The sequence below is a fragment of the Nostoc sp. genome, assembly GCF_036917615.1.
Classification (GTDB): domain Bacteria; phylum Cyanobacteriota; class Cyanobacteriia; order Cyanobacteriales; family Nostocaceae; genus Nostoc.
This window is the reverse complement of sequence record NZ_JBALCZ010000085.1, coordinates 1-22,269: the sequence shown is the minus strand read 5'-3', so window position 1 is coordinate 22,269 and position 22,269 is coordinate 1. Positions and strand designations below refer to the sequence as shown.

16 protein-coding genes and 1 tRNA gene are annotated in these 22,269 nt (G+C 42.7%); 7 read left to right on the top strand and 10 right to left on the bottom strand.

Annotation, left to right across the window (positions count from 1 at the left end; genetic code table 11):
* Positions 1–156 precede the first annotated feature (156 nt).
* Positions 157–2,427, bottom strand: coding sequence for a transglycosylase domain-containing protein (locus V7K85_RS31225; protein ID WP_334819786.1), 2,271 nt, complete (start codon positions 2,425–2,427; stop codon positions 157–159).
* 426 nt (positions 2,428–2,853) lie between these two features.
* Between V7K85_RS31225 and V7K85_RS31220 the strand changes: the two genes are divergently transcribed.
* Entirely contained in the window at positions 2,854–3,525 is a 672-nt protein-coding gene (locus V7K85_RS31220) for a hypothetical protein (protein WP_334819784.1), read from the top strand.
* Positions 3,526–3,836: 311 nt separating this feature from the next.
* On the opposite strand, the gene lspA is transcribed toward V7K85_RS31220, so the two are convergent.
* Together lspA and V7K85_RS31210 are read right to left on the bottom strand one after the other, a co-directional pair.
* Entirely contained in the window at positions 3,837–4,313 is a 477-nt protein-coding gene (lspA, locus tag V7K85_RS31215) for a signal peptidase II (RefSeq protein WP_334819782.1), read from the bottom strand.
* Positions 4,314–4,435: 122 nt separating this feature from the next.
* Positions 4,436–5,023: a biotin transporter BioY gene (locus tag V7K85_RS31210; protein ID WP_334819780.1), complete on the bottom strand. Its 588-nt coding sequence runs from the start codon at positions 5,021–5,023 to the stop codon at positions 4,436–4,438.
* A gap of 795 nt (positions 5,024–5,818) precedes the next feature.
* Here V7K85_RS31210 and pstS point away from each other — a divergent pair.
* From pstS to pstB, 4 genes are all read left to right on the top strand, one after another.
* Entirely contained in the window at positions 5,819–6,997 is a 1,179-nt protein-coding gene (pstS, locus tag V7K85_RS31205) for a phosphate ABC transporter substrate-binding protein PstS (RefSeq protein ID WP_334819778.1), read from the top strand.
* 170 nt (positions 6,998–7,167) lie between these two features.
* On the top strand, positions 7,168–8,118 hold the full coding sequence (gene pstC, locus V7K85_RS31200) for a phosphate ABC transporter permease subunit PstC (RefSeq protein WP_334819776.1): 951 nt from the start codon (positions 7,168–7,170) through the stop codon (positions 8,116–8,118).
* A 19-nt stretch (positions 8,119–8,137) separates the two neighbouring features.
* Positions 8,138–9,019 (top strand): phosphate ABC transporter permease PstA, encoded by an 882-nt coding sequence (pstA, locus tag V7K85_RS31195; protein WP_334819774.1) that lies wholly within the window; start codon positions 8,138–8,140, stop codon positions 9,017–9,019.
* Positions 9,020–9,197: 178 nt separating this feature from the next.
* On the top strand, positions 9,198–10,004 hold the full coding sequence (gene pstB, locus V7K85_RS31190) for a phosphate ABC transporter ATP-binding protein PstB (protein ID WP_334819772.1): 807 nt from the start codon (positions 9,198–9,200) through the stop codon (positions 10,002–10,004).
* 19 nt (positions 10,005–10,023) lie between these two features.
* Here pstB and V7K85_RS31185 read toward each other — a convergent pair whose 3' ends face one another.
* The 4 genes from V7K85_RS31185 to V7K85_RS31170 all read right to left on the bottom strand — a co-directional run bounded on the left by V7K85_RS31185 (position 10,024) and on the right by V7K85_RS31170 (position 15,401).
* On the bottom strand, positions 10,024–10,215 hold the full coding sequence (locus V7K85_RS31185; protein ID WP_334819770.1) for a hypothetical protein: 192 nt from the start codon (positions 10,213–10,215) through the stop codon (positions 10,024–10,026).
* A gap of 167 nt (positions 10,216–10,382) precedes the next feature.
* A tRNA-Gly gene (locus tag V7K85_RS31180) sits at positions 10,383–10,453 on the bottom strand.
* Positions 10,454–10,503: 50 nt separating this feature from the next.
* The gene (locus tag V7K85_RS31175; RefSeq protein WP_334819769.1) at positions 10,504–11,706 is read right to left on the bottom strand and encodes a hypothetical protein; all 1,203 of its coding nucleotides are present in this window, start codon (positions 11,704–11,706) and stop codon (positions 10,504–10,506) included.
* Between the two features lie 68 nt (positions 11,707–11,774).
* Entirely contained in the window at positions 11,775–15,401 is a 3,627-nt protein-coding gene (locus tag V7K85_RS31170) for a response regulator (protein ID WP_334819767.1), read from the bottom strand.
* Positions 15,402–16,426: 1,025 nt separating this feature from the next.
* On the opposite strand from V7K85_RS31170, the gene V7K85_RS31165 reads away from it, so the two are divergent.
* Together V7K85_RS31165 and V7K85_RS31160 are read left to right on the top strand one after the other, a co-directional pair.
* A complete protein-coding gene (locus tag V7K85_RS31165) occupies positions 16,427–17,059 on the top strand; it encodes a GNAT family N-acetyltransferase (RefSeq protein ID WP_334819765.1) in 633 nt (210 codons plus the stop codon).
* A 628-nt stretch (positions 17,060–17,687) separates the two neighbouring features.
* Positions 17,688–18,242, top strand: a complete 555-nt coding sequence (locus tag V7K85_RS31160) for a hypothetical protein (RefSeq protein WP_334819763.1) — start codon at positions 17,688–17,690, stop codon at positions 18,240–18,242.
* Positions 18,243–18,250: 8 nt separating this feature from the next.
* On the opposite strand, the gene V7K85_RS31155 is transcribed toward V7K85_RS31160, so the two are convergent.
* The 3 genes from V7K85_RS31155 to gor form a co-directional block, all read right to left on the bottom strand.
* Positions 18,251–19,396, bottom strand: coding sequence for a histidinol-phosphate transaminase (locus V7K85_RS31155; protein ID WP_334819761.1), 1,146 nt, complete (start codon positions 19,394–19,396; stop codon positions 18,251–18,253).
* A gap of 169 nt (positions 19,397–19,565) precedes the next feature.
* Positions 19,566–20,201 carry a YqiA/YcfP family alpha/beta fold hydrolase gene (locus tag V7K85_RS31150; RefSeq protein WP_334819760.1) on the bottom strand — a complete coding sequence of 212 codons (636 nt, stop codon included), beginning with the start codon at positions 20,199–20,201 and terminating at the stop codon, positions 19,566–19,568.
* 112 nt (positions 20,202–20,313) lie between these two features.
* Positions 20,314–21,690 carry a glutathione-disulfide reductase gene (gor, locus tag V7K85_RS31145; RefSeq protein ID WP_334819758.1) on the bottom strand — a complete coding sequence of 459 codons (1,377 nt, stop codon included), beginning with the start codon at positions 21,688–21,690 and terminating at the stop codon, positions 20,314–20,316.
* Positions 21,691–22,269 lie beyond the last annotated feature (579 nt).

Sequence of the window (22,269 nt, the reverse complement as noted above, 5' to 3'; positions counted from 1 at the left end):
TCTCACAAAAGTCCATTGATCATTTATTGATCAATAGTTCCCAATCCTCATGCCCTATGCCCCATGCCCAATACTTCTGTACCTTGGGCTGCGCCCTAAGCGTAGCTATGCCGCAGGCTTTACGACTACGCTCAGGACAAGTGCCCAATGCCCAATTTACCTTGTAACCCGCCTCATATAATTCCCCCACAACTGAGCTGCTTGAGCGCTGCTACCAGATGTAGGGGCATTATTGTCATTTCCCAGCCAAACACCAGTTACAAGCCGCCGACTGGGGATAAAACCTATGAACCATAAGTCAACGTTTTTATCAGTCGTGCCAGTTTTACCAGCTTCCCCCAGTCCAATGGCAGCACTACGACCGGTACCTCTTGTGATTACACCGCGCATCAAACTTGTCATCTCATCGGCGACACCATTTGTCAGCACTCGTTTGTTGGCATCCGGATCTTGGTCAAAGGAGTAGATTACACGGCAGGTTTTTATATCATTGCGATCGCGGCAATCACCACTGTCTAAAATCCGGTTAATCGCATGGGGAGGATTCCACACACCACGATTGCCAATAGCGCCAAAAGCACCAGTCATTTCCAAAACATTGACGACACTTTGACCTAGTACCAAGCCAGGAACTGGATCAAGGGTTGACTTTATTCCCAAATTCTGTGCCATTGACACCACTTTATTCAGCCCGATTTCTCTGGCAACTCGTAGGGCGATCGGATTTTCTGAAAGAGCCAGCCCGGTGGCAATATCTAAACTAGTGTCAGCACCAGCACGACAGGGTTTGTAAGTAAACCCTTGCCAAGTTAAAGGGGCGCAAGAATAACTTTTTGATTCTGAAATTCCCTGTTGAATAGCGGCAGTATAAGTAAAGATTTTAAAGGTGGAACCTGGTTGTCTTTTGGCTTGAACAGCACGATTGAACTGACTTTTTTTGTAATCAGTGCCCCCTACCATTGCCAGGATGCTACCAGTACTGGAGTCAAGAGTCACCATCGCCCCTTGAGAAAAATTAAAATTTGCGCCACCGTTGTTGACTGAATTCCGTAACGCTGCTTCTGCTTGGCTCTGGATCGCTGGTTCAAGCTGGGTTTCAATGATATAGTTCCCTTCCTTTGCGGCTCCCTCCCCCAAGATTGATTCAAGTTCAGAGAAGACGTAACTGTAAAAATAAGGAGCGATCGTCTTAGCTTGCTGTTCACAGACTTTAGGACTAACTTGGACGGTGGAGCGTCTGGCTCGATTCGCATCCTCAGGTTTAATTTTGCCCATCTCCAGCAACCGCTTAATCACGCGATTCCGGTATTCAGCTGCTTCTAGCTTATTTGGCCCATTCCCACAAAAATCGAAAGCGTTGGGAGCTGGTAAAATTCCTACCAAGGTTGCTGCTTCTGCCAAAGTTAATTGTTTAGCCGACTTCTCAAAGTAATACCGGGATGCATCTTCAAAACCAGAGGTATCTCCCCCCAAAAAAACCCGATTTAAGTACATCAGCAAAATTTCATCTTTGCTGTAAAAGGTTTCTAGCTTCAGGGCGACAATTGCCTCTCGCAATTTGCGTCCAAGGGTATCCTGTCTCCCTACATACTCGCGGAACAAACTGCGGGCAACTTGCTGGGTAACAGTGCTGGCTCCTTGTTGGACATCTCCGCTGCGGCTATTGATCAACACGGCTCGTAAAATCCCCAGAGGGTCAACACCAAAGTGCCAGTAATAACGACTATCCTCTGAAGCCACCACCGCAGCAGGCAAATAAGGGCCAAATTCCTCTAATCGCTTTATATCTACGTGAGAGATAGTTCGAGGCTCTCTTAGCGGGGTGGCTCCATCACGAGCGTAAACAACTACTGGGGCGCGTGTAGCTGTAGGTAGAGGTTTAACTGAAAATTTCAGCCATTCGACGCCAATCACCAACGCTAACAGGGCACTGACACCGCCGACACTATAAGCTGTCCAACTTGCAGCTTTAACATACCAGGCTGGTGGATCGACGTATTGCAACCGCACAGAAGCGGCAAGTTCTGGGGGACCGAGGGTGAGAATATCCCCATGACGCAGTTCTAAAGAATTGACACGACGCTTGCCACGATAAATGCCATTGGTGGAGTTTTCGTCTTTGATGACGAAAACTGGTGTGCGCTGAGTAGAATTCCGCGATAGTGACAGGTGAATTTGGCTGACAACAGGGTTACGGATGACGATATCGCTGGATTTGGAACTACGACCTAGAATATAGCGATCGCCCAACAATGGATATACCTCTGCCTTATCCGCCCCCGCGTCCTGCACCCAGAGTTCCGGTACTTTAGCATTAGGCTTGAGCGCCAATTTAGAAAAATCGACCCTAGCTTGGATAGTATGTACCGCTTGAGTCAGTTGACCAAGTAACGTTTGTGGCTTTTGAGGGGGTTGGGGAAAACTCATCGGCTATTCACATCACACTTTTTAGTGAAGAATCGGGCGAATTACAATTTAGATGTTAGTCTTTCATCATTTTACTCATAAGCCAAAGCAGAAATTAACTATACGGGACTTACTGAGCTAATTTATACTAAAAATTAACTGGCAATCAGAATTAATTTGTGATTTTCGTCACTTATTTCCAGAGATACAAATTTTTATACATTCTCAAAAGCTTATTGCATCTACTATTACTAGTTCAATAACTACAAGAATAATTTTTTATTGTATTTTTAAACACTAATCATCAAGAAGCAACAGATTGAATTTTTACCGATTTTACAGAGCCACATATTCTGAAAAAAACCTAAATATCTTCATTTAGGAAGATTTTCTAAATCTTATTGTCTGTTTTAATGGGGCGAGTGTTCCGTTGAGGTTAATTTTAGAATGTTGGGAAAATCTCTGACCATGATTGGTACAGCTCTATCTTTGGCGCTCACCGCTAACATTGCTGTAGCCGAATCCAGTAAATCCCCCATAGCCCAATCCAGCAGCGACTCCACTAGTGCACCAACGGAAATTAAGATGTCGCCAGAAGGGATGAAAATTCTGTGCGAGTATTTTCCGCTCAACTCTCGCTGTCCCGGTGGCACAGCAGCCACGCCTAGCGCTCCTAGTAGCACTACGGTACCACCAGAAACCACGCCCAGTAGTACCACTACTCCAGATAGTACAACTGCACCAGGAACCAGACCAGGAACCAGAACACCACGTGGATCTAGCACTCCCGAAACCACTCCAGGATCAGGAACCATTACCCCATCTGAACCTAGCGCTCCTGGCAACTTAACTCCAGCACCAGGAAGCGTTACCCCAGATCAACCTGGCGCTCCTGGCAGCCCTACCCAACCAGGAAGCGTTACCCCAGATCAACCTGGCGTTCCTGGTAGCAATGTCGTACCAGGAAACCCAACTACACCTGAGTCTGGTACTACTGACACCAATCCCCAACCAGGAACCTCAACTTCACCTGAGTCTGGCACTCCTGGCAGCACTACCGAACCAGGAAATTCTCCCAGTACTCCAAGTTCGCCAAAAACTCCTAGCACAGGTAATTAAATTAAAAGCTGAGGCATAATCTGAATACTAGTTTGCTGTCAGCGATCGTCGGTGCATCTTGATATCTTCCACCAGTTATCCAAACTGGTGTAAGATCCCTGGCTGTGTTATTGGTATACAATAACTCAATTTAAAAGCTTGAACCCCACCATCATCGTTAAAGAATAAACGCAAATATACTGATTAGACAGTCAAGGTGTAAAATCACAAATCAAAATCGCTCGAACCTATAGATCAAGTCTTCGCATATAGGACTGAGCAAGGGTTTTAGTAATCAATAGTCTGGGATTAATCATCCCAGGCTTAATAGTTTAATGCGACCTGCCAGTTGAAGTCGGTGTTTTTTGCAATGAAGCAATTAACAGGCAAACAATACCGATACTAATAAATGAATCTGCCACATTAAATACAGCAAAGTTAATCAGGCGAAAGTCAAGAAAATCAACGACGTAGCCTAAAACAAAACGATCAATACCGTTGCCCATAGCTCCACCTAAAATCAAGCCATAGCCCAACTGATCCCACAAATTTAACGTTGGACCAAACAAAGCCAACGCTATCAATACTAAACTCACTCCTAAAGATAGCCAGCGCAACCACTCTACTTTCCCACTTAACAGACTAAAAGCAGCACCAGTGTTAGTGACATAGGTGAAGTGAAATATCCCAGGTAAGAGTGATAGTGTTTGCCCTAAGGTGAAGGTTTGCACTACCCAGTATTTTGTTATTTGGTCTAAGAAAAAAGCTATGAAGGCAGCGATCCAGAAAAGGCGATTTTTTAAACGCATGGCGAATTAGTCATTGGTCATTGGTCATTGGTCATTGGTCATTGGTCATTGGTCACTGGTCATTGGTCATTGGTCATTGGTCATCAGCTTTTGACAAATAACAAAGAACGAAAGACAATGAACTAATAAAACATTAAGTGACGCAATACATATGCTATTACAGTAACGGCACAGACCACAGTTAGTTGCCCTGGTAGTGCAAACCAGGAGTATCTGAGGATTGCTTGCATCAAGGGTAGATTTTCCGTGCCTTTCCACTGAAAAATATAGCTAATAATCAAATAAGTAATACCGCATAGGTGGAGAGTTAACAAGCCACAGATGCAACTAAAGGCGAGAGTTTCTAGTCGAGGTCTAGCTTTAAAAGCGAACAAGCCACAAATCCAAGCTCCAGGAATAAAGCCTAGTAGATAGCCAAACTGAGATAGCTTGATATAACCAATACCGCCGCCATCGGCAAATACAGGTAATAAGGTTAACCCCATTACTAAATAGGCAATTTGCGAGAGCGCACCGGCATTTTTGCCCCCTAAACAACCCACCAACAGTACTGCGCCAATTTGAAAAGTGACACCTAAAGAAAAAGTCTGAATTCCGTGCTTACTCCAACTCCAAGGTAAGGTGATGCCATAAGCTTCTAGGAAATTGCCCCCCATTGTCAGGAGTAAGCCAATCATGGACCATAGTAATTGATTGGAAGCAGCAAACATTTATCAGGCAACCAAGGAAAGGCAAAAGGGAAAACCAACAGGAACCAGTATAAACATTAATATTGAAATGAAATTTGTGCTGATATCTTAAGAACTAGCATATTTGATTTTGCTTTTTTGGTATGTAATTTTTCAGTTCTGCGAATTGCGGCTTAGGTGTCTATTACCTGATTTTATTGACTGAGGCGGGTTCTGATTGTGGTATTTGACCGAAAATATGGTAAAATATATATCAGCTAGTTCAGTATTTATACTAACTTCTCAGAGCACTGGCAAAATTAGTTACAAAGTGCTCAAGATATTTTCTTAATGCACTTTTTGTTAGGCGATCGCCCCACCTATTCTGCTATACATAAGCAATTTACTGTTTCTCTTCCCCTACTTTGTCTAACAATAATTTCACTGCCTAGATGATGATTGTTTAGTTATTTGCTTCATGTCTGCTTCGGCTGGTAAGCAGAAACTGTTTTCCATAAGCTCCCAAATTTATAACCCTTTTGTTTGACGACGCTTAATCATCTATTTACATACTTTTTTCATAACTTGACCAACGAAATTACACTACCGATAAAGTTTTGTAAACACGTATAACCAACTTAACTATGGTACTATTTGTAGCTTAAAATTAAAGCAAGAGTATAAAATTTATCAAGCAAAACTAGAAATAAGGGTTTGCTCTTCATCAAAAAAAAACAAAGATTTTTTGCTTTATTAACCTGTTGTTAATCTTGATCGTTGTCCTTTAGGGGTATCTTAGAAACGCTCACCTGGAAAGTTACTAAAAAATTGATAGCGATGCTCTCACGTCTTAGTGCAATAAAAACTCATCGCCTCACAGGTTCAATTTCAGTGTTAGCACTGACAATCAGCCTAGCTGCTTGTGGCGGACAGCGAACCCCAGATACAGCGACCAAGGATACGCCTTCTGGCACTGCTACAGATACTACTGCCTCTAACCCAGCCAAATTAGACCTTGGCGGAACCGTAAAGTTAACCGGGGCTGGTGCGTCTTTTCCGGCACCACTGTACGATACCTGGTTCACGGATTTGAACAAAAAATATCCAAATCTGCAAGTTGACTATGCATCGGTTGGTAGCGGTGCTGGAGTTGAGCAATTTATCAAAGGCACTGTAGACTTTGGTGCTAGTGATGTTGCAATGAAGGATGAAGAAATCCAGAAAGTACCACCAGATAGGGGTGTTATTTTACTACCTGTGACTGCTGGTAGTATCGTGCTGGCTTACAACTTGCCAGATGTTCCAGAACTCAAGCTACCACGAGCCGTTTATGCCGATATTCTGCTAGGCAAAATCACGTCTTGGGATGATCCCCAAATTGCCAAGGCTAACCCAGGTGCAAAGCTTCCTAAAGACAAGATCGCAGTTGTTTATCGTTCTGATGGTAGCGGAACCACGGGTGTATTCACAAAACACCTCAGTGCTATTAGCCCGGAGTGGAAGAGTAAAGTTGGTGAAGGCAAAACTGTCAACTGGCCTACGGGAGTTGGTGCTAAGGGTAACGAGGGTGTTACCGCCCAAATTCAACAAACTCAAGGTTCTATTGGTTATGTCGAGTACGGCTATGCCAAACAAAATAGTCTCAAGTTTGCTGCTTTGGAAAACAAAGGCGGTAAGTTTGTTGTAGCTAGTGAGGAGTCAGCCTCTAAAACTCTGGAATCAGTAACTCTACCGGCTGATCTCCGCGTCTTTATTTCCGATCCCGAAGGGGCTGATTCCTATCCCATCGTCACTTATACCTGGATTTTGGCTTATAAGAAATATCCCAATGCGGCTAAAGCTAAGGCAGTTGAAGCTGCTATTGAATACGCTTTAACTGAGGGTCAGAAGCAGGCTACTACACTAGGCTATGTTCCTCTACCCCAAAATGTCATCACCAAGGTAGCTGCTGCTGCTGACCAAATCAGTCCAGAGTATAAAATCTCTGTTGGCAGTGGTAGTAGCGCTAGCAAGTAAGTATCAAACATCCCTAATCAATAATTGATCAACTGGTCGTTTTATGGACATTAGTAACTGGGAACACAGAGTTACTAATGTATCAGTTTAAAGAGATGATGAGGCAACAATTTTACTAATCTGCTTGCCTCCCACATTTTTCTCTGATTTAATTGTTAAAGTCGGTATTCATGACTACAAATTCTCAAAATCTGTCATCAGCGATAAAAAATCGCTCTGACTCAGAAAAGTCCCTAGATCGGGGTTTTATTTGGCTGACTAAAATTTTCGCCTTTGGGGTTGCTGCCACCTTATTATGGATCGGGTCGCAGGTTGCAATTGGCGCTTGGCCTGCTATCCAAAAGTTTGGTGTTAGCTTTTTAGCCAACACGACTTGGAACCCGGTTAATGATAGCTACGGGGTGCTACCTCAAATTTATGGAACTCTGTTGAGTTCTTTTATTGGTCTACTGATAGCAGTACCAATTGGGATTGGTACTGCTATTGTACTGAGCGAGGATTTTTTGCCCGCTAAAGTGAAGCTGGTACTGGTTTTCGCAGTAGAACTGCTCGCAGCTATTCCCAGCGTTGTCTACGGCGTGTGGGGTATTTTTGTTTTGGTGCCAATATTAACCAACTTGGGAAAATGGCTCAATAGTTATTTTGGCTGGCTGCCATTTTTTAGCACTTCTCCTACAGGGCCAGGAATGTTGCCGGCGGGAGTCATATTAGCAATAATGACTTTGCCCATCATCACAGCTCTATCCCGCGATGCCTTGATTTCTATACCCCCCAGTTTGCGCCAAGCTGCTCTAGGACTAGGAGCAACGCGCTGGGAAACGATTTTGCAAGTTCTCATCCCAGCAGCCTTTTCAGGTATAGTTAGTGCTGTGATGTTGGCACTTGGGCGGGCAATGGGAGAAACAATGGCTGTAACGATGTTAATTGGCAACTCCAACAACATCAGTATCTCTCTTTTAGCACCAGCCAATACGATTTCTTCTCTACTGGCAAATCAATTCTCAGAAGCGAGTGGTTTGCAAGTTGCGGCTTTAATGTATGCGGCTTTAGTTCTATTTTTCTTGACGCTGGTAGTCAATATTCTGGCAGAGTTGATTGTTCTGAGAGTCAAGCGACTGTAGCTTAGTTTTGGGTTAAATTATGACTTCTAGTTTTCCAGAGCGCAGTTTAACTCGCTCCCCCACGTCTCAGAGGACACTGTTTAATACAGTGATGACCGTAGTCGCATTTACCTGCGGAGTATTGGCACTTTTACCTTTGCTAGCAGTGCTTTCCTACGTGATTATTAAAGGCTTTAGCAGTCTGAATCTGGCCGTGTTTGTTGAACTGCCACCCAAAGCTCTACAAAAGGGAGGAGGTTTTGGTAATGCAATCTTAGGCACACTGCTGATGGTAGGAATTGCTGCCTTGATTAGTATCCCCTTTGGGGTTTTGGGAGCGATTTACATCACAGAATTTAGTTCGGCGAAAGTAGCCAGATGGGTACGTTTTGCGGCTAACGTCCTTAGTGGAGTCCCCTCAATTATTGCTGGGGTATTTGCCTATGGCATTGTAGTTTTGACACTGGTAAAGTTGAACTTAGGATCATATTCATCTCTCGGTGGAGGGTTTGCACTGGCAATTTTGATGTTGCCAATTATTCTGCGAACTACTGATGAAGCTTTGCAGTTAGTATCGCAAGATTTGCGACAAGCATCTGTAGGGTTAGGAGCGACTAACTTTCAAACAGTGAGTCAAGTAGTCTTACCAGCAGCTTTACCAGCAATTGTAACTGGAGCAACGCTAGCGATCGCCAGAGCATCTGGAGAAACCGCACCTTTACTATTTACTGCTCTGTTTTCCAACTTTTGGCCCGATAGCTTATTCCAACCAACAGCTTCCCTTGCTGTTTTGGTTTACAAATATGCCATTTCTCCGTTTAAAAATTGGCAATCACTAGCTTGGGCAGCATCTTTGATCTTGGTATTGATGGTTCTGATCACAAGTATCATCGCTCGCTGGGCAACTCGCAAAAAAGCCTAGTAGCGCAAGGCGGAAGTTAAAAGTCAAAAGTCAAAAGTCAAAAGTCAAAAGTCAAAAGTCAAAAAAATTATATTTCGGGCTTTTGCGCCATTTTGAATGGTTGGTTTATTTACGCCGTGCTCTACTAGTCAAATAAATAACGGATTTGTATCGCTAAAACTAACATTCAACTTAATTTATGGCTACTAATATTAGCACAGTCAATGATACTCAAACCGTTTTACGCACCGAAAACCTCAACGTTTACTACGGCAAGTTTTTAGCCTTGCAGAATATTTGGCTAGATATACCGAAAAATCAGGTGACAGCCTTTATCGGTCCTTCTGGTTGTGGTAAAAGTACGTTGTTGCGATGCTATAACCGCCTTAATGACCTGATTGAGTCATTTCGGGCAGAAGGTAAAATACTTTTTTACGATAAAAACTTGTATGCATCTGACATTGATCCTGTAGAAGTGCGTCGTCGGATTGGGATGGTGTTTCAAAGACCAAATCCGTTTCCTAAATCAATTTATGACAATATTGCTTTTGGAGCCAAAATCAACGGTTACAAAGGTAATATGGATGAATTGGTGGAACGGAGTTTGCGGCAAGCAGCTTTGTGGGAAGAAGTCAAAGATAAACTGCGACAAAGTGGCTCATCTTTATCTGGTGGACAACAACAGCGGTTATGTATTGCTAGAGCGATCGCAGTCCAACCTGAAATTATATTAATGGATGAACCTTGCTCCGCCCTCGACCCTATTTCCACCTTGCGGGTTGAAGAACTAATTCACCAACTTAAAGAGCAATATACCATCGTTATCGTCACCCATAATATGCAGCAAGCAGCGCGGGTTTCTGATAAAACAGCCTTTTTTAATGTTCGGACTACAGAGACAGGTGGTCGTAACGGCTACATGGTAGAGTACGACGCAACAGAACTAATTTTCAACAATCCTCAGCAACAAGATACCAAAGATTACGTTAGCGGCAGATTTGGATAAATATTACACATTGTTGATGTTAAAGCAATGAGGGATACTCGAAAATTAAAGCTGTGCGATATTCCTCTAGTTTTTTATTTGTTTGCCCAGGTTGGCTGACTTGATCAATTATGGTTGTTTCTTGGTCAAGAAAAGCAATAATTAAGCTGTTTAACATCAGACTTCCATTGCTGGGTGGACAAGATACCCACTCCACAATAGAGTGACCCATAGCGCAGTACTAATGTTGGCTTGCCTTGCTATTTATTCCATACTTGTAGGTTTTATGAGCACTACATAGTATGCATTCCATGATTTAAACAGTAAATTTTTAACTACTTATTTTACTAAGCCCAGACTTTTTTCTTGCACTAGTGCATTTCAGGGTTTTTTGTTCTAAGCGGGCGGCGGGAATCGAACCCGCATTAATAGCTTGGAAGGCTATAGTTTTACCACTAAACTACGCCCGCGAATTTCCAACCTAATAAATATAACACAGTTGTTGCAAAAATTCAAGCATTTATTTTGAATTAACAGGTTGGATTTTGATTCTTACATACAGATTGCTCAAATCTGGTTTTGTGCCATCGTTATTATGAGCGGCAAGAAAGTTTTCTGTTTTGAAAACATCATTGAGAACTCGCTCATATGTGCTTTTTTCACTTTGTAGTGTTGCTGGTTCTATTTCTATAACTAGAGCTTGTTGAAAGTTGCCATTGTGATCAATTATTAAGCTAGCCAAAAGCTGTGCTGGTTCAAGTCCAGAATTGTGGACAAGAAAACTTGAGTCTAATTGTTTTGTGTTGCTTCCCCTGTATAAAGCGATAACGTCGGGTAAAGCATCTTGTCGTAATTTTCCTGATTGTATCAAGTTACTTACTTCATCTCTCAGTAAAGGAGCTACTATTGCTACCGATACTCCCTCAGTATGAGTTGTTGGAGTTTCTCTAGTCGGAGTTGTTGGAGTTTCTCTAGTCGGAGTTAGTGGAGTTTCTCTAGTCGGAGTTGGTGGAGTTTCTCTAGTCGGAGTTGGTGGAGTTTCCCTAGTTCGAGTTGGTGGAATTTCTCTGGTGGGAGTTGGTGAAGTTTCTCTAGTTCGAGTTGGTGGAGTTTCTCTATTTTCAGCTTCCGAAACTGGTGGATTTGATGGAATACCTGTTGGTAGTGGCGTTCCCTTTCCCATTTTGATTTCTTGACGGCGGTTCCAAGGTAGATTCCCGACTGGAACTCTAGGTTTCGGTGTGGCTATAGGTTTTGGTGTGGCTGTAGGTTTCGGTGTCAGCGTGGAAACTCTCTGTTGCCTAAAGGCTTGGCTATTAGGTTGAGAGGCGTAAGTTCGGCTCTTTTGTTGAAGATTATCAGCTGAATTTATTGCACCAAAATCTTGATTTCTGGGTGTAGTTCGTCCTGTTTTTGAGGAACGTCCTGTTACAGACTTTTGAGTTGATGATAGTGGCTTTGGCGAAACTGTTTTGGCTGTTGATTTTGATTTGGTTATTGATTTTGTTTTGGGAGTAATGTCTATCAATTCAATGGGAACAACAGATTGACTTTGCTGGGGAAACCACAGACTAAATGCATTAGATGAGCGCATCAGCCAGAACGCCAGCAAGTGCAGAGAGACTGAACCCATAACTACAGAAATCCACAAACCTGGTGGGTCAGTGTGTCGCCTCCAAACCTTAGCTGGAATTGGAGTTTTGTCTGCAACCGATGGTGTCATATTATAGAAACTGGATATGATTAGGCACTCTTACTCATTGGTAATGCTTTAAAAAACCAGTCTAAATTTTAGCGTTTAACCATTATCTCTGGTGTAACAGCGAAGGTCAAAACTGTTTCATCTACTCCTTTAAGTTCTAGCGGACTACCTTTAGTAATTTCTTCTTCCTGTAAATAATCAGCCACAGCAGCAGAAACCAAAATCGTACCGGGAACAGCGGCAGCTTGCAACCTTGCAGCAATATTCACACTTGGGCCAATGGCAGTATAATCGGCACGTTCAGCGCTACCAAACATCCCCACAACAGCTGTACCTTGGTGGATACCGCACCGGAACTGTACGCTAGTAAGTTTGTCGCCATCGAATACACCTTGGTCTTGCCAGCGCTGGTTCAAGTCAGCCAGTGAGCGGTGCATTGCTCTTGCTGTATTGATGGCACGACGCACCTGTTCATTAGGGGTTAGTTCTTCCGGCGCTCCGTATAAAGCTAAGATAGCATCTCCCATAAATTTATCTACAGTGCCGCCATTGCTAAAGACAACTTTGGTCATGGCTGCTAAATATTCATTTAGCAACTCTGCTACTCGCCGGGATCTGAGAGTATTTGCTAGCTGTGTAAAACCCACGATGTCACTAAACAAAACTGTAATTAAGCGTGGTTCTGGGCGCAAATCTAACGTTAAATCTCCGGTTGCAGCTTTTTGCACCAACACAGTCGGCAAGAAGCGCTTTAGCACCGATTCTGTTAGATAAGTATTTAACTCCACAATTCGTCGTTCATTTTCCTTCAATGCTAAAAGATTCCGAACTTCCGCCAAAAGTTCCCGATCATTGAATGGTTTTGCTAAATAAGCATCCGCGCCATTTTCTGTACCTTCGATGCGGGTTTCCTCATCAACTTTCGCTGTCAGCAGAATGATTGGTGTTCCTTTGAGCTTCTCCTCATTGCGAATCATTTGAATCATCTCAAGTCCGCTCACCAAGGGCATCATTAAATCAGTCACAATCAAGCTGGGTCTAATTTCCTTAGCTATACTGTGCCCTTCATAACCGTTACGAGCCGTCTGGACATGATAGCCGTTGCGGCGGAAAATTTCAGATACATAGGTTCGCAAATCCGGGTTGTCATCTACAACTAAAATTGAGGAGCCAGCCGTGTGCGTATTTTCCCCCTGTTGAGCGGTCTGGCGTTGCTGAGTCTTAAGTGCTGAGTCTTTAGTATCAATACTGGGGGAGAAGTTTCTTGTAATATCTTCAATATTGTCTGTTGTTGACTCTACCACTTCTAAATCAGCCAATTCTACGCTAGCGCGGCTCGTATTCAGTTCCGTAGGCGTTTCTATTACTTGCTGTGCGGATAAATGAGCATTTCCACTAACAAGCCATAAACTAAAGGTAGTGCCTTGGCCGTAAACTGATTCCACAGTGACTTGACCACCATGTAATTCTACCAATTCTTTAACTAAAGCTAAACCCAAACCACTGCCTTCATAGGAGCGATTTGCTGAACCTTCAGCTTGGCGAAAACGCTCAAATAGGTGGGGAATTTGTTCTTTAACAATGCCAATACCAGTGTCTTGTACTTGCAGTAAGCAACGGTTATTTTCCGATTTTAGTCTGATGCTGATCGTGCCACCTTCAGGCGTAAACTTCATGGCATTTGACAGGAGGTTGTAAACCACTTTGTCAAATTTTTCCATATCCAAGTACACCGTAGAACATTCATCTAACTGGGTCGTGAGATGCAGTCCTTTTTTCTCACAATAGGGACGAAAAGACTCTACAATTTGGCTGACAAATTCGACTAGATCGCAAGGGCGGAAACTAGGCTGCATTCTCCCCGCGTCCAGGCGTTGTAGATCCAGCAGTTGATTTACGAGTCGCAGCAGGCGACGGGAGTTACGCAGAGCGATCGCACATTGGGAGTAAGATAATCCCTCACCAGCCACCACCGCCGACTCTAAAGGTCCTTGAATCAAGGTGATGGGTGTGCGAAACTCATGAGAGATATTTTGGAAAAATTCGGTTTTTTGTTTGTCTAATTCCAGTAAGCGTTCAGCTTGTTGGCGAGTTTTTTGATATAAGTGTGACTGCTGCACAGCGATCGCTGCTTGAGCTGCTACTGCTTTAGCCAAATCGATATCAGATGACAGCCATCTACGGACTTTGTTACCTTCATGCAAAGTAATACTACCGATACATTTACCATCAGCCAATAATGGCACAAACATTAGCGATCGCGCTGGCATTTTTAAAGGCAAATCAAAACTCTGCACTTGTGAGTGAGAATGACCCACATTACCAATTACCACTGGTTCATGTGTCTGTAGCATTTGTTGGAGGATTGGATTCTCCTGTATAGATGCATGAGAATAAGGTAATCTCTGTGTTAATAGGTTATTATTGCTACTTAAATTTTTGTTTGGGGCTGGCGATTGCGAATTTTCCGGATGTTGAAAACTGTCATACAAGCCCACACACTCGACAAACTCATCTTCCTCTGTCCACAAAGACAGGACACAGCCATCGACTTGTAAAGCTTGTCCTAATTGTTGGGTGATAGCCGCAAAGATATCTTGGGGATCTAAGCTAGAGCGAATCGCGCTAGTAATCGTATTAATTAGGGCTTCTCGCTTGGCAAGGGCACGTACTTGTTCGTAAGCATAAGCTTGAGACAAAGCTAAAGCTGCCTGATCCGCTACCATCAATACTAGCTGCACCTCATCATTCCCCCAGAAGCGAGGCAGAGAACACTGATGCAGTGCTAGTACTGCCATCAGTTCTTGTTGGCAGATCAATGGCACAACTAAACTAGAACAAATGTTAGCGGCAGCAAAAGCTGCCCCACGCTGGCGCAGTTCAGGAGTATTACCGTGAATGCGCTCATCATCTATCACATCGTGAATCACCTGGACTTCGCGGGTTTCCCACACCGTCTGAGCTAAAAGTGGCAGAGAGGGAGAAAGGATGGAAGGACTCAGTACCCCCTTTGGGGATAGGGAGGAAACAGAGGAAAGATTTACTGCAACTTCCCCTCTGCTCGTCTGCTGTTCTGCTCCCCCAGTCCCCTGCTCAAGAGCTTCTTCAGAAAGAGCTTTCTGATAAATGAATCCTTTATCCGCCAACTGCTCATCTTGGAAGGGACGCAACAGACAGACATCCACCTCCAACATATGACCCACTGTATCTACAATTGCCTGCAAAATTTGGCGATAGTCCAAAGCACTGCGAATCGTATTTGTGACGGTATTCAACAGCGATTCTTGTCGGAGTGTGCGGGTAAGTTCGTGGGTGCGGGCTTTGAGGACATTGTGGGTATCCAAAGCTTGGCGTACTACTGCTTTAAGTTCCTCTGCTTCCCACGGTTTAGTGACATATTTGAATACCTTACCAGCGTTGATTGCTTCTACCAGGTCTTCGACATCGGTGTAGCCAGTTAAAATAATCCGGATAATATCTGGATATTGAGTTGCTGTCAGGCTCAAAAATTCTGTACCGCTCATCATTGGCATCCGCTGATCGGAGATGATCACTGCGACTTCTCCTTCTTGAGCCAGCAGATCCAGTGCCGCAGGGCCAGAGGCTGCCCTTAGCACCTTATAGTCGCGATAGAAAGTGCGGTAAAGCAAATCAAGGTTGTCTGGTTCATCATCGACAACCAAAATTTTAGGCTTACTGTTTGCTTGGGATTTCATGCACCGCTTTCCTGCTGCAATGGCAGTCGGATAAAGAATAATCTGATCAGGTAAGGATTTTTCTGAGTCAGGTGAGAGCAGAGCATTTTGACCAATAAGGCTGTTTGGCTACATGACTGCTGAGTGTAGGAGTATTTCTGACAGTAATTCGTCTCAATGGCTTGTGCCCTCATTAGCGTTTGCTTTGATGCTGTTTTATTGCTTTCATAGTCAGTTTTAGGGTATGGAGTCGGTGCTTGCCTTGCTAGCCAAATCTTCTTTCACCTCCTGTGAGCAATGTCGGATACTACATACAGCGCTGATAGCTAGCTGAAAATCCAGATGAAGCTGCATATTAAGTTTTCCCCACGTAGCAGTTGTACTAACACTTGCAGGTAAATTTTATTTATGGTAGTCATAATAGAGTCAGGAATATTAAAACAATAAGATTTAAAGCCAAAGTATACTATTAGACAAATACCTCTTTCTAATTTAGCAATCATAACTATCATTAAGACAAGTGGTAGTGATTAACAAGTTAGGCATTAGGAACCTTGCAGATTCTTCCCCAGTACCTGTACAGCCTGTTCCTATGACCTAGTAACAAAGTCCTGTTAGTGTAGCGGCAATTGCTTAAATAAGTTCAGTACTGCAACCAAAGATAGTTTGCAACCAGAGTTTGTCGGTAGTGTACTTACTTAACAATTTTGTAGGTTATGCCTACGGACAGGTTATGCTATTTATCTACCCATTCACTTAAACCTGTACGACTTGACAGATGTTTTTGTGGTAAACAGACTGATATCTTTCCTACTTAAAAGGGATGCACCGGAACCTACTGAACTTAAGATTGTAGATTTATCAAGCTGTAACTTCTAAGACTCTTTCAAAAATGCAGGCTATAAAGTCCCAAATTAAAGTGTAAAACTTTGTATGCTCCATAAGCAAAAGCGCATTAGCAATCTTAAGTGAGTTCAATCTCTTAGGCAGATATGAAGTTTTTATTCAGTTTAAATGGTGTTTGAGGATATTTGAGAAAATTTTCGTTGAATAAAATCAATACTAAACCAGCCTTGAAATATCGGTTTTTTCATCCATCCCAGCAACAGCCAATCGATCCAGCTTGCTGCCAATTTCAAATTCGTACAGCAACACCTGCTGATTTGATCGGTGTTGCCCAAATTATTGCTGAAAGCTTTCACTCCCAAAAGGGTATGTGGGGATGGGCCTTTCCATTGCTACGTTTGGGTATTTACGAAGACTTAAGGCATCGTATGGCATCTCCTCCACCGCGTCATATTTGTTTAGTTGCCTTTGAAGCTACTACTGGTACGGCTAATAACTTAGTGGGAAGTGTGGAACTGGGTGTACGTTACAGTGATTCGTGGAGCCAGGTTGGTATGGGTTTTCCTTACTTATCTAATTTAGCGGTTCACCCAAAATACCGTAGATCTGGTGTGGCTTCAGGGTTACTGACTAGCTGTGAAAAAGTCTCTCGCGAGTGGGGATTTCAAGACTTATATCTCCACGTTTTGGAAAATAATCATCAGGCAAGGCAACTTTATTTCAAGGTGGGATATCGGGTGCATAAGGTCGAATCGAATTGGAATACATTTTTACTAGGACGCTCAAGCCAGATGTTCTTGCACAAGCACCTGAGTGCTGATTCCACTATCTGAATTTTATTTTGGCAATTATAAATTTTCATGTTGTAATTACTTTGGAGAAAATTTCTCACCAATATCGACAATCAAAGCACAAACTAACCTCATTAAAACTTAGCTAATATTAGCTAAATCTAACTAAATAGCTAGATATATATAGCTTTTGATGATTTATTGAAGAATATTTTATTTAGACTTTTTCCGGCTACTCTTATTTGTTACATTAATAAAAGTATAAATTTGGGAAATCTCATTTAGATTATTAAATGTGATATTTTATTTCTTTTAATTTGTCATTAAACAACAACTTTTTTAGAGTATTTTTCTATATAAATAAATTAATTATAATGGAAATAGCTGTACAATTCCCTTAATAAATCAGCAATTCCTCATAATAACTTTGTAATTAAGATATTCATCTTTATAAAAACTTTAAGAAAACACTCTCTAAATTTGAAGACAAATCTAGTTATATCCCATAAAATATGATCACTCAATTACTAAATAATGCCTATTTATTTTTATCTTAGTTAAATTGACCAAAAGACTCTTGATAATAAAAGAATTCAAAAACCTGATTTGACATAACAGTTAATTCAGTCTTGAAGTGCATACTACCAAATTCGTTGAAAGTTTAAAAAACATGGATAGCGAACAGCATCGACGCTATCAGACCTCTATGGTATCAACTTATTACCCTGAAACTAGTTTCCTTGACTCTCTTGTCATGCCAGATGGAACTGAGCAATCGCAAGGCTCGGATATTCTTACACGTTTACACAGTGGAGAAGTTTTCATCGTCAATAGTCGTAGACGAAATGGATTAATACTCTTTAAACGCTACCATGCAGAGTTTGCTGGACCTGGGGCTGCTGTGGGTGGGGATTACGATTGTGATTGCCAAAGGGCACTGCCCATAGGTAATCTGTCTTTATTAACTCCCGAATCTAATGAAGAGCGTCAGAAGGCTTACTTGATTAGGCGACAGTGGATTCGATTGATTAAACAAATTACAGAAAACCCAGTGCCTGGGCAGCGAGTTCAGAAAATTCTTGATCAATTTGAACAATACTTTCCAGCAGAAATAGTGGCTCTTCTGCCGGATGTTGCTTTTGCTCTTTTAGTAGGTGTGCTGCCACAAACAGTGGGAATAGTACGCCGTTTGGGCAGTGAGGTAGACAGCCGATTTAATTACTGAGTGAATTGCTAAAACTCCAAATTTGCCAAAGCAGCTTGAACTCGATTAACGGTGCGGGCGTTTTCCTCTATTGTCCCTACAGTAATTCGCAATCCTCCGCTAATGTGTCGCACAAGGGTGCCAAGTGTTCTAAGTTTCTGGTGGAAAGTTTTTAATGCAGTATCTTGTGAATTAAAGGCATTTGGTTTAAGACGTAGGTAAATAAAGTTAGCAGCACTTGCGGTAATTTGTAGTTCTGGTTGCTGAGATAAAACTTCGATGAGTTTGGCTCGTTCACTCAGGGTTTGGGGAATTGACGAAAGTAAGAGTGTACGGTTTTGTAAAGCAACTAATGCTGCTGCTATGGAAAAGCTGGGGAGATTGTAGGGTAAGCGAACTTTTTCTAAAATGGCGATCGCTTCGGGATGAGCGATGCAATAGCCAACACGGAGAGCTGCCAATCGGAAGGCTTTAGAAAAAGTGCGTAATATTACCCAATTGGGATGCTGTGCTAATTCATCTACTAGGGTAGTTTGGCTGAATTCAAAGTAAGCTTCATCAATTACTACCAAAACATCTTCGCTCAAACTTCTTAACCATGCCAACTCTGCCGCAGTTAAGCTATTGGCAGTCGGTGAATTGGGATGCACTACAAAAACTACGCGAATGGGGGGATTTTGAGTTTGTTCGATGGCGGACTGTGCAGCTTTTAAGTCAATTTCAAAATTTGTTTCATTTCTACCCACCGCCACTACAGGAATGCCCAAAGTTTGTGCCAAAATTCCGTACATAGAGAAAGTGGGATTGGCAACTAGAATTGAACCTTCTCCTCCTAGACAGGTGGCGATTAATAAAGAGCGGATCAACTCATCTGAACCATTGCCAACAGAAATATTGGCCGCAGTATTGGATAGCGAGAGGGTGGTTGACTCATTGACGTACTTGGCGATCGCATCCTTAAGTGTTTCGTGTCCGCCATCGGGATAACGATTTGTTTCAATTACTTGCTGATACGTCCAGGCCAGCTTCTCTTTTAACTCAGCTGGTAAATCGTAGGGGCTTTCATTGGTATCCAGTCGATCAAACTGTATGGGGACAGATGCGGCTGTATCGCTGCTAGGGTGGGGTTTGTACGCGGTAAATTGGGCTAAATCTGACCGAATGAAGGGAAGCATATCAATTTTGGATTTTAGATTTTGGATTTTAAATTAATACTGTTCACAAAAGACTTATTTTCCCCTAACCATCCTTGATAGTGAGTGAATATAGCCTCCTTGAATCTACGAGTTAAGTTGTACTTACTGAAAAATATTAGGTTATGTGAGAGTTTAATATTTTACAGCCTTAAGGTAATTGGCAAAAGAGGCGAATTGCCTGTAAAATTTCTTCCATAACATCACCCAAGGCGTGGTCACTATCGAGTTCGACTAACTCCACCCAAGGACGCGAACGCGCAAAGTCATGACTAGCTTCGATAGGAATGACTTCATCCTTTTTACCATGCAAAATTAGGGTAGGGATAGGACGTTGTAAAAGCTTTTCTTGGTATTGGGCAGCATCTGTAACGAAATCGTAACTTAAAGGAAGCGATCGCCGCTCCCCATAGTGGTAGATCATGAGAGATTTTTCCTGTTGCCAACACTCTATTTGCTCATCCCCTAGCTTGGGCAACCAATGGGATAAAAACCCAAAAGCTGGTGCTAGCAGCACCAGACGTCGTACTTGTAAATATTGCTCACCCAAGTGAGCAGCGGTCAAACCACCCAAACTTGACCCAATAAGTGTTACTGGCGTAGAATCATTGTTGAATTCTGCGGCAACTTGAATGATCTGACGAGTGATTGTCAACTGGGAAAAATCACCAGTATTCAAGTCAGGAATTTTCAGCTTTGTCTGAATTTGGGCAAAGCGATCGCCTATATGCCGTGCTTTAGCAGAATTAGGGCTGGAAGCAAAGCCGTGAAGATAGATGTAGTGCAAAGCTGTAGATAGTTAGGAGTGAGGAGTGAGAAGTTAAGAATTTTAAGTTTTAAGTTATAAGTTTCTTTCTTCAACTCATAACTCATAACTCCTAACTCCTAACTCTTTCTTATTACCGCATTGTGACAAATTCCTCTGCGGCTGAGGGATGGATACCCACAGTGGCGTCAAAGTCTTTTTTGGTCGCGCCCATCTTGAGTGCGATCGCTACACCTTGAATGATTTCAGCTGCATTTTCACCCACCATGTGAGCGCCCAGTACTTTGTCGGTGTTGCTATCAACCACCAACTTCATCATTATCTTTTCTTGCTTACCAGTTAAACTGTGGTACAGGGGGCGGAAGCGAGTGCGATAAATTGTTACAGCATTACGAAGTTGTTCCCGTGCTTCGGCTTCTGTCCAGCCAACTGTAGCGGCTTCTGGGTTAGAAAATATGGCTGTGGGTACAGTTTCGTGACTGAATTCGCGGCGGTTATTCCCAAATTCACTATCGGCAAAGGCGCGACCTTCGCCAATGGCCACGGGAGTTAAATTGATTCGGTCAGTGACATCGCCAACAGCAAATATATTTGATTGACTAGTTTGACTAAATTCATTGACTGCGATCACACTTGTGGTTGGGTATCCAGGCCCTTCGATAGAACTAGCGACAACATCAACCCCAGCGTTTTTCAAACCTAATCCATCTACATTAGGAATCCGACCGGTCGCTACTAAAAAGACATCGGCAATTACTGGTTGTTGATCATCCCCTGATAAAGTCAGTTTTAACCCTTCTGGCACATCTTCAACTGTTTTTACCACATTATTCTTAATCAGCCGAATTCCGTGGTTTGTCATCCCCTCTTCGATTTCTATGCGGACATCCTCATCAAACCCGTTCAAAATCTTTTCACCTCTGGTAATTTGTGTCACCTCAGAACCTAAACCGCGCATAATACAGGCAAATTCCGTACCGATATAACCAGCACCAATAATAACGATGTGTTTTGGTTGTTCTTTGAGATGAAAGATTTCGTTCGAGGTAATGCCATATTCCATCCCTGATAAATCTGGTTTGACAGGACGTCCCCCAACAGCAATTAAAATTTTGTCTGCTGTAACTTTACGTCCATCAACTTCTACGGTGTGGGGGTCTATCAACGTGGCGCGACTAGGAATTAGTTCCACTCCCGCTTTTTCTAAAAAGCTTATATGTAGTTGCGACAGTCGCCGAACTTCTTTATCTATAGATGTAATGAAATGTTCCCAGTCCAACTCCGCATTACCCACTTTCCAGCCATAAGCTGAAGCGTCACTGAATAGTGCAGGAAAGTGAGAGCCATAGACCATGAGTTTTTTGGGAACGCAACCGCGAATTACACAAGTCCCACCAACTAAATCATCTTCAGCGATCGCCACTTTTGCGCCAAAGCTAGCCGCCCGTTTAGAAGCCGCCAAACCTCCAGAACCCGCACCAATTACAAACAGGTCGTAATCAAAAGTCATAAATTTATATATCTCTTTAGCAACAAGTTAGTTCCTGGGAACTTACACAGAGAATGTGATTGAACTATAAAGGATATCCAGTGAACCCTACATAAATCTTATCCTTGATTTAATCTAGCGTTAGCAGATGTTCTCTGGTAAGAGGGAATCTTACTATTTGCTTTGACAGCAATACAGACAGAAGTTAACACTCATTATAGTTCTGCCTCTGGCGCTGAGTATAAATCTATGCAGATGCTACGTTGGAAAAACTAAGTTTATAAATTATTCCTACAAGTCTGAAAGTCCTAGTCAGGTGATGTAATTCCCTCTGTCCTGAACAAGGATAAATCAACTGATAAGACGTTCTAATACAAGTTACCTCAGCAGTTTGATGTGGTTAATATTTCCAAATAGTCTGAGAGGGGTTGCTGTTCCCGTTTCAGTAGGCGGTGATTGCTAGCATCGCTTCAGTTCTGGGAGAGTTTCAGGTGGTTGGAGGAAGTACTGGCGTAATTACTGGCGGAGTTACTGGCGTAATTACTGGCGGAGTTACTGGCGTAATTACTGGCGGAGTTACTGGCGTAATTACTGGCGGAG

Coding starts and splice junctions, on each gene's coding strand:
- V7K85_RS31155 (WP_334819761.1), bottom strand. CDS start 19,396: ATGCTTCCCTTCATTCGGTCAGATTTAGCCCAATTTACCGCGTACAAA.
- gor (WP_334819758.1), bottom strand. CDS start 21,690: ATGACTTTTGATTACGACCTGTTTGTAATTGGTGCGGGTTCTGGAGGT.
- pstA (WP_334819774.1), top strand. CDS start 8,138: ATGACTTCTAGTTTTCCAGAGCGCAGTTTAACTCGCTCCCCCACGTCT.
- V7K85_RS31220 (WP_334819784.1), top strand. CDS start 2,854: ATGTTGGGAAAATCTCTGACCATGATTGGTACAGCTCTATCTTTGGCG.
- V7K85_RS31225 (WP_334819786.1), bottom strand. CDS start 2,427: ATGAGTTTTCCCCAACCCCCTCAAAAGCCACAAACGTTACTTGGTCAA.
- V7K85_RS31160 (WP_334819763.1), top strand. CDS start 17,688: ATGGATAGCGAACAGCATCGACGCTATCAGACCTCTATGGTATCAACT.
- pstC (WP_334819776.1), top strand. CDS start 7,168: ATGACTACAAATTCTCAAAATCTGTCATCAGCGATAAAAAATCGCTCT.
- V7K85_RS31175 (WP_334819769.1), bottom strand. CDS start 11,706: ATGACACCATCGGTTGCAGACAAAACTCCAATTCCAGCTAAGGTTTGG.
- V7K85_RS31185 (WP_334819770.1), bottom strand. CDS start 10,215: ATGGGTCACTCTATTGTGGAGTGGGTATCTTGTCCACCCAGCAATGGA.
- V7K85_RS31210 (WP_334819780.1), bottom strand. CDS start 5,023: ATGTTTGCTGCTTCCAATCAATTACTATGGTCCATGATTGGCTTACTC.
- V7K85_RS31170 (WP_334819767.1), bottom strand. CDS start 15,401: ATGAAATCCCAAGCAAACAGTAAGCCTAAAATTTTGGTTGTCGATGAT.
- pstB (WP_334819772.1), top strand. CDS start 9,198: ATGGCTACTAATATTAGCACAGTCAATGATACTCAAACCGTTTTACGC.
- lspA (WP_334819782.1), bottom strand. CDS start 4,313: ATGCGTTTAAAAAATCGCCTTTTCTGGATCGCTGCCTTCATAGCTTTT.
- pstS (WP_334819778.1), top strand. CDS start 5,819: ATGCTCTCACGTCTTAGTGCAATAAAAACTCATCGCCTCACAGGTTCA.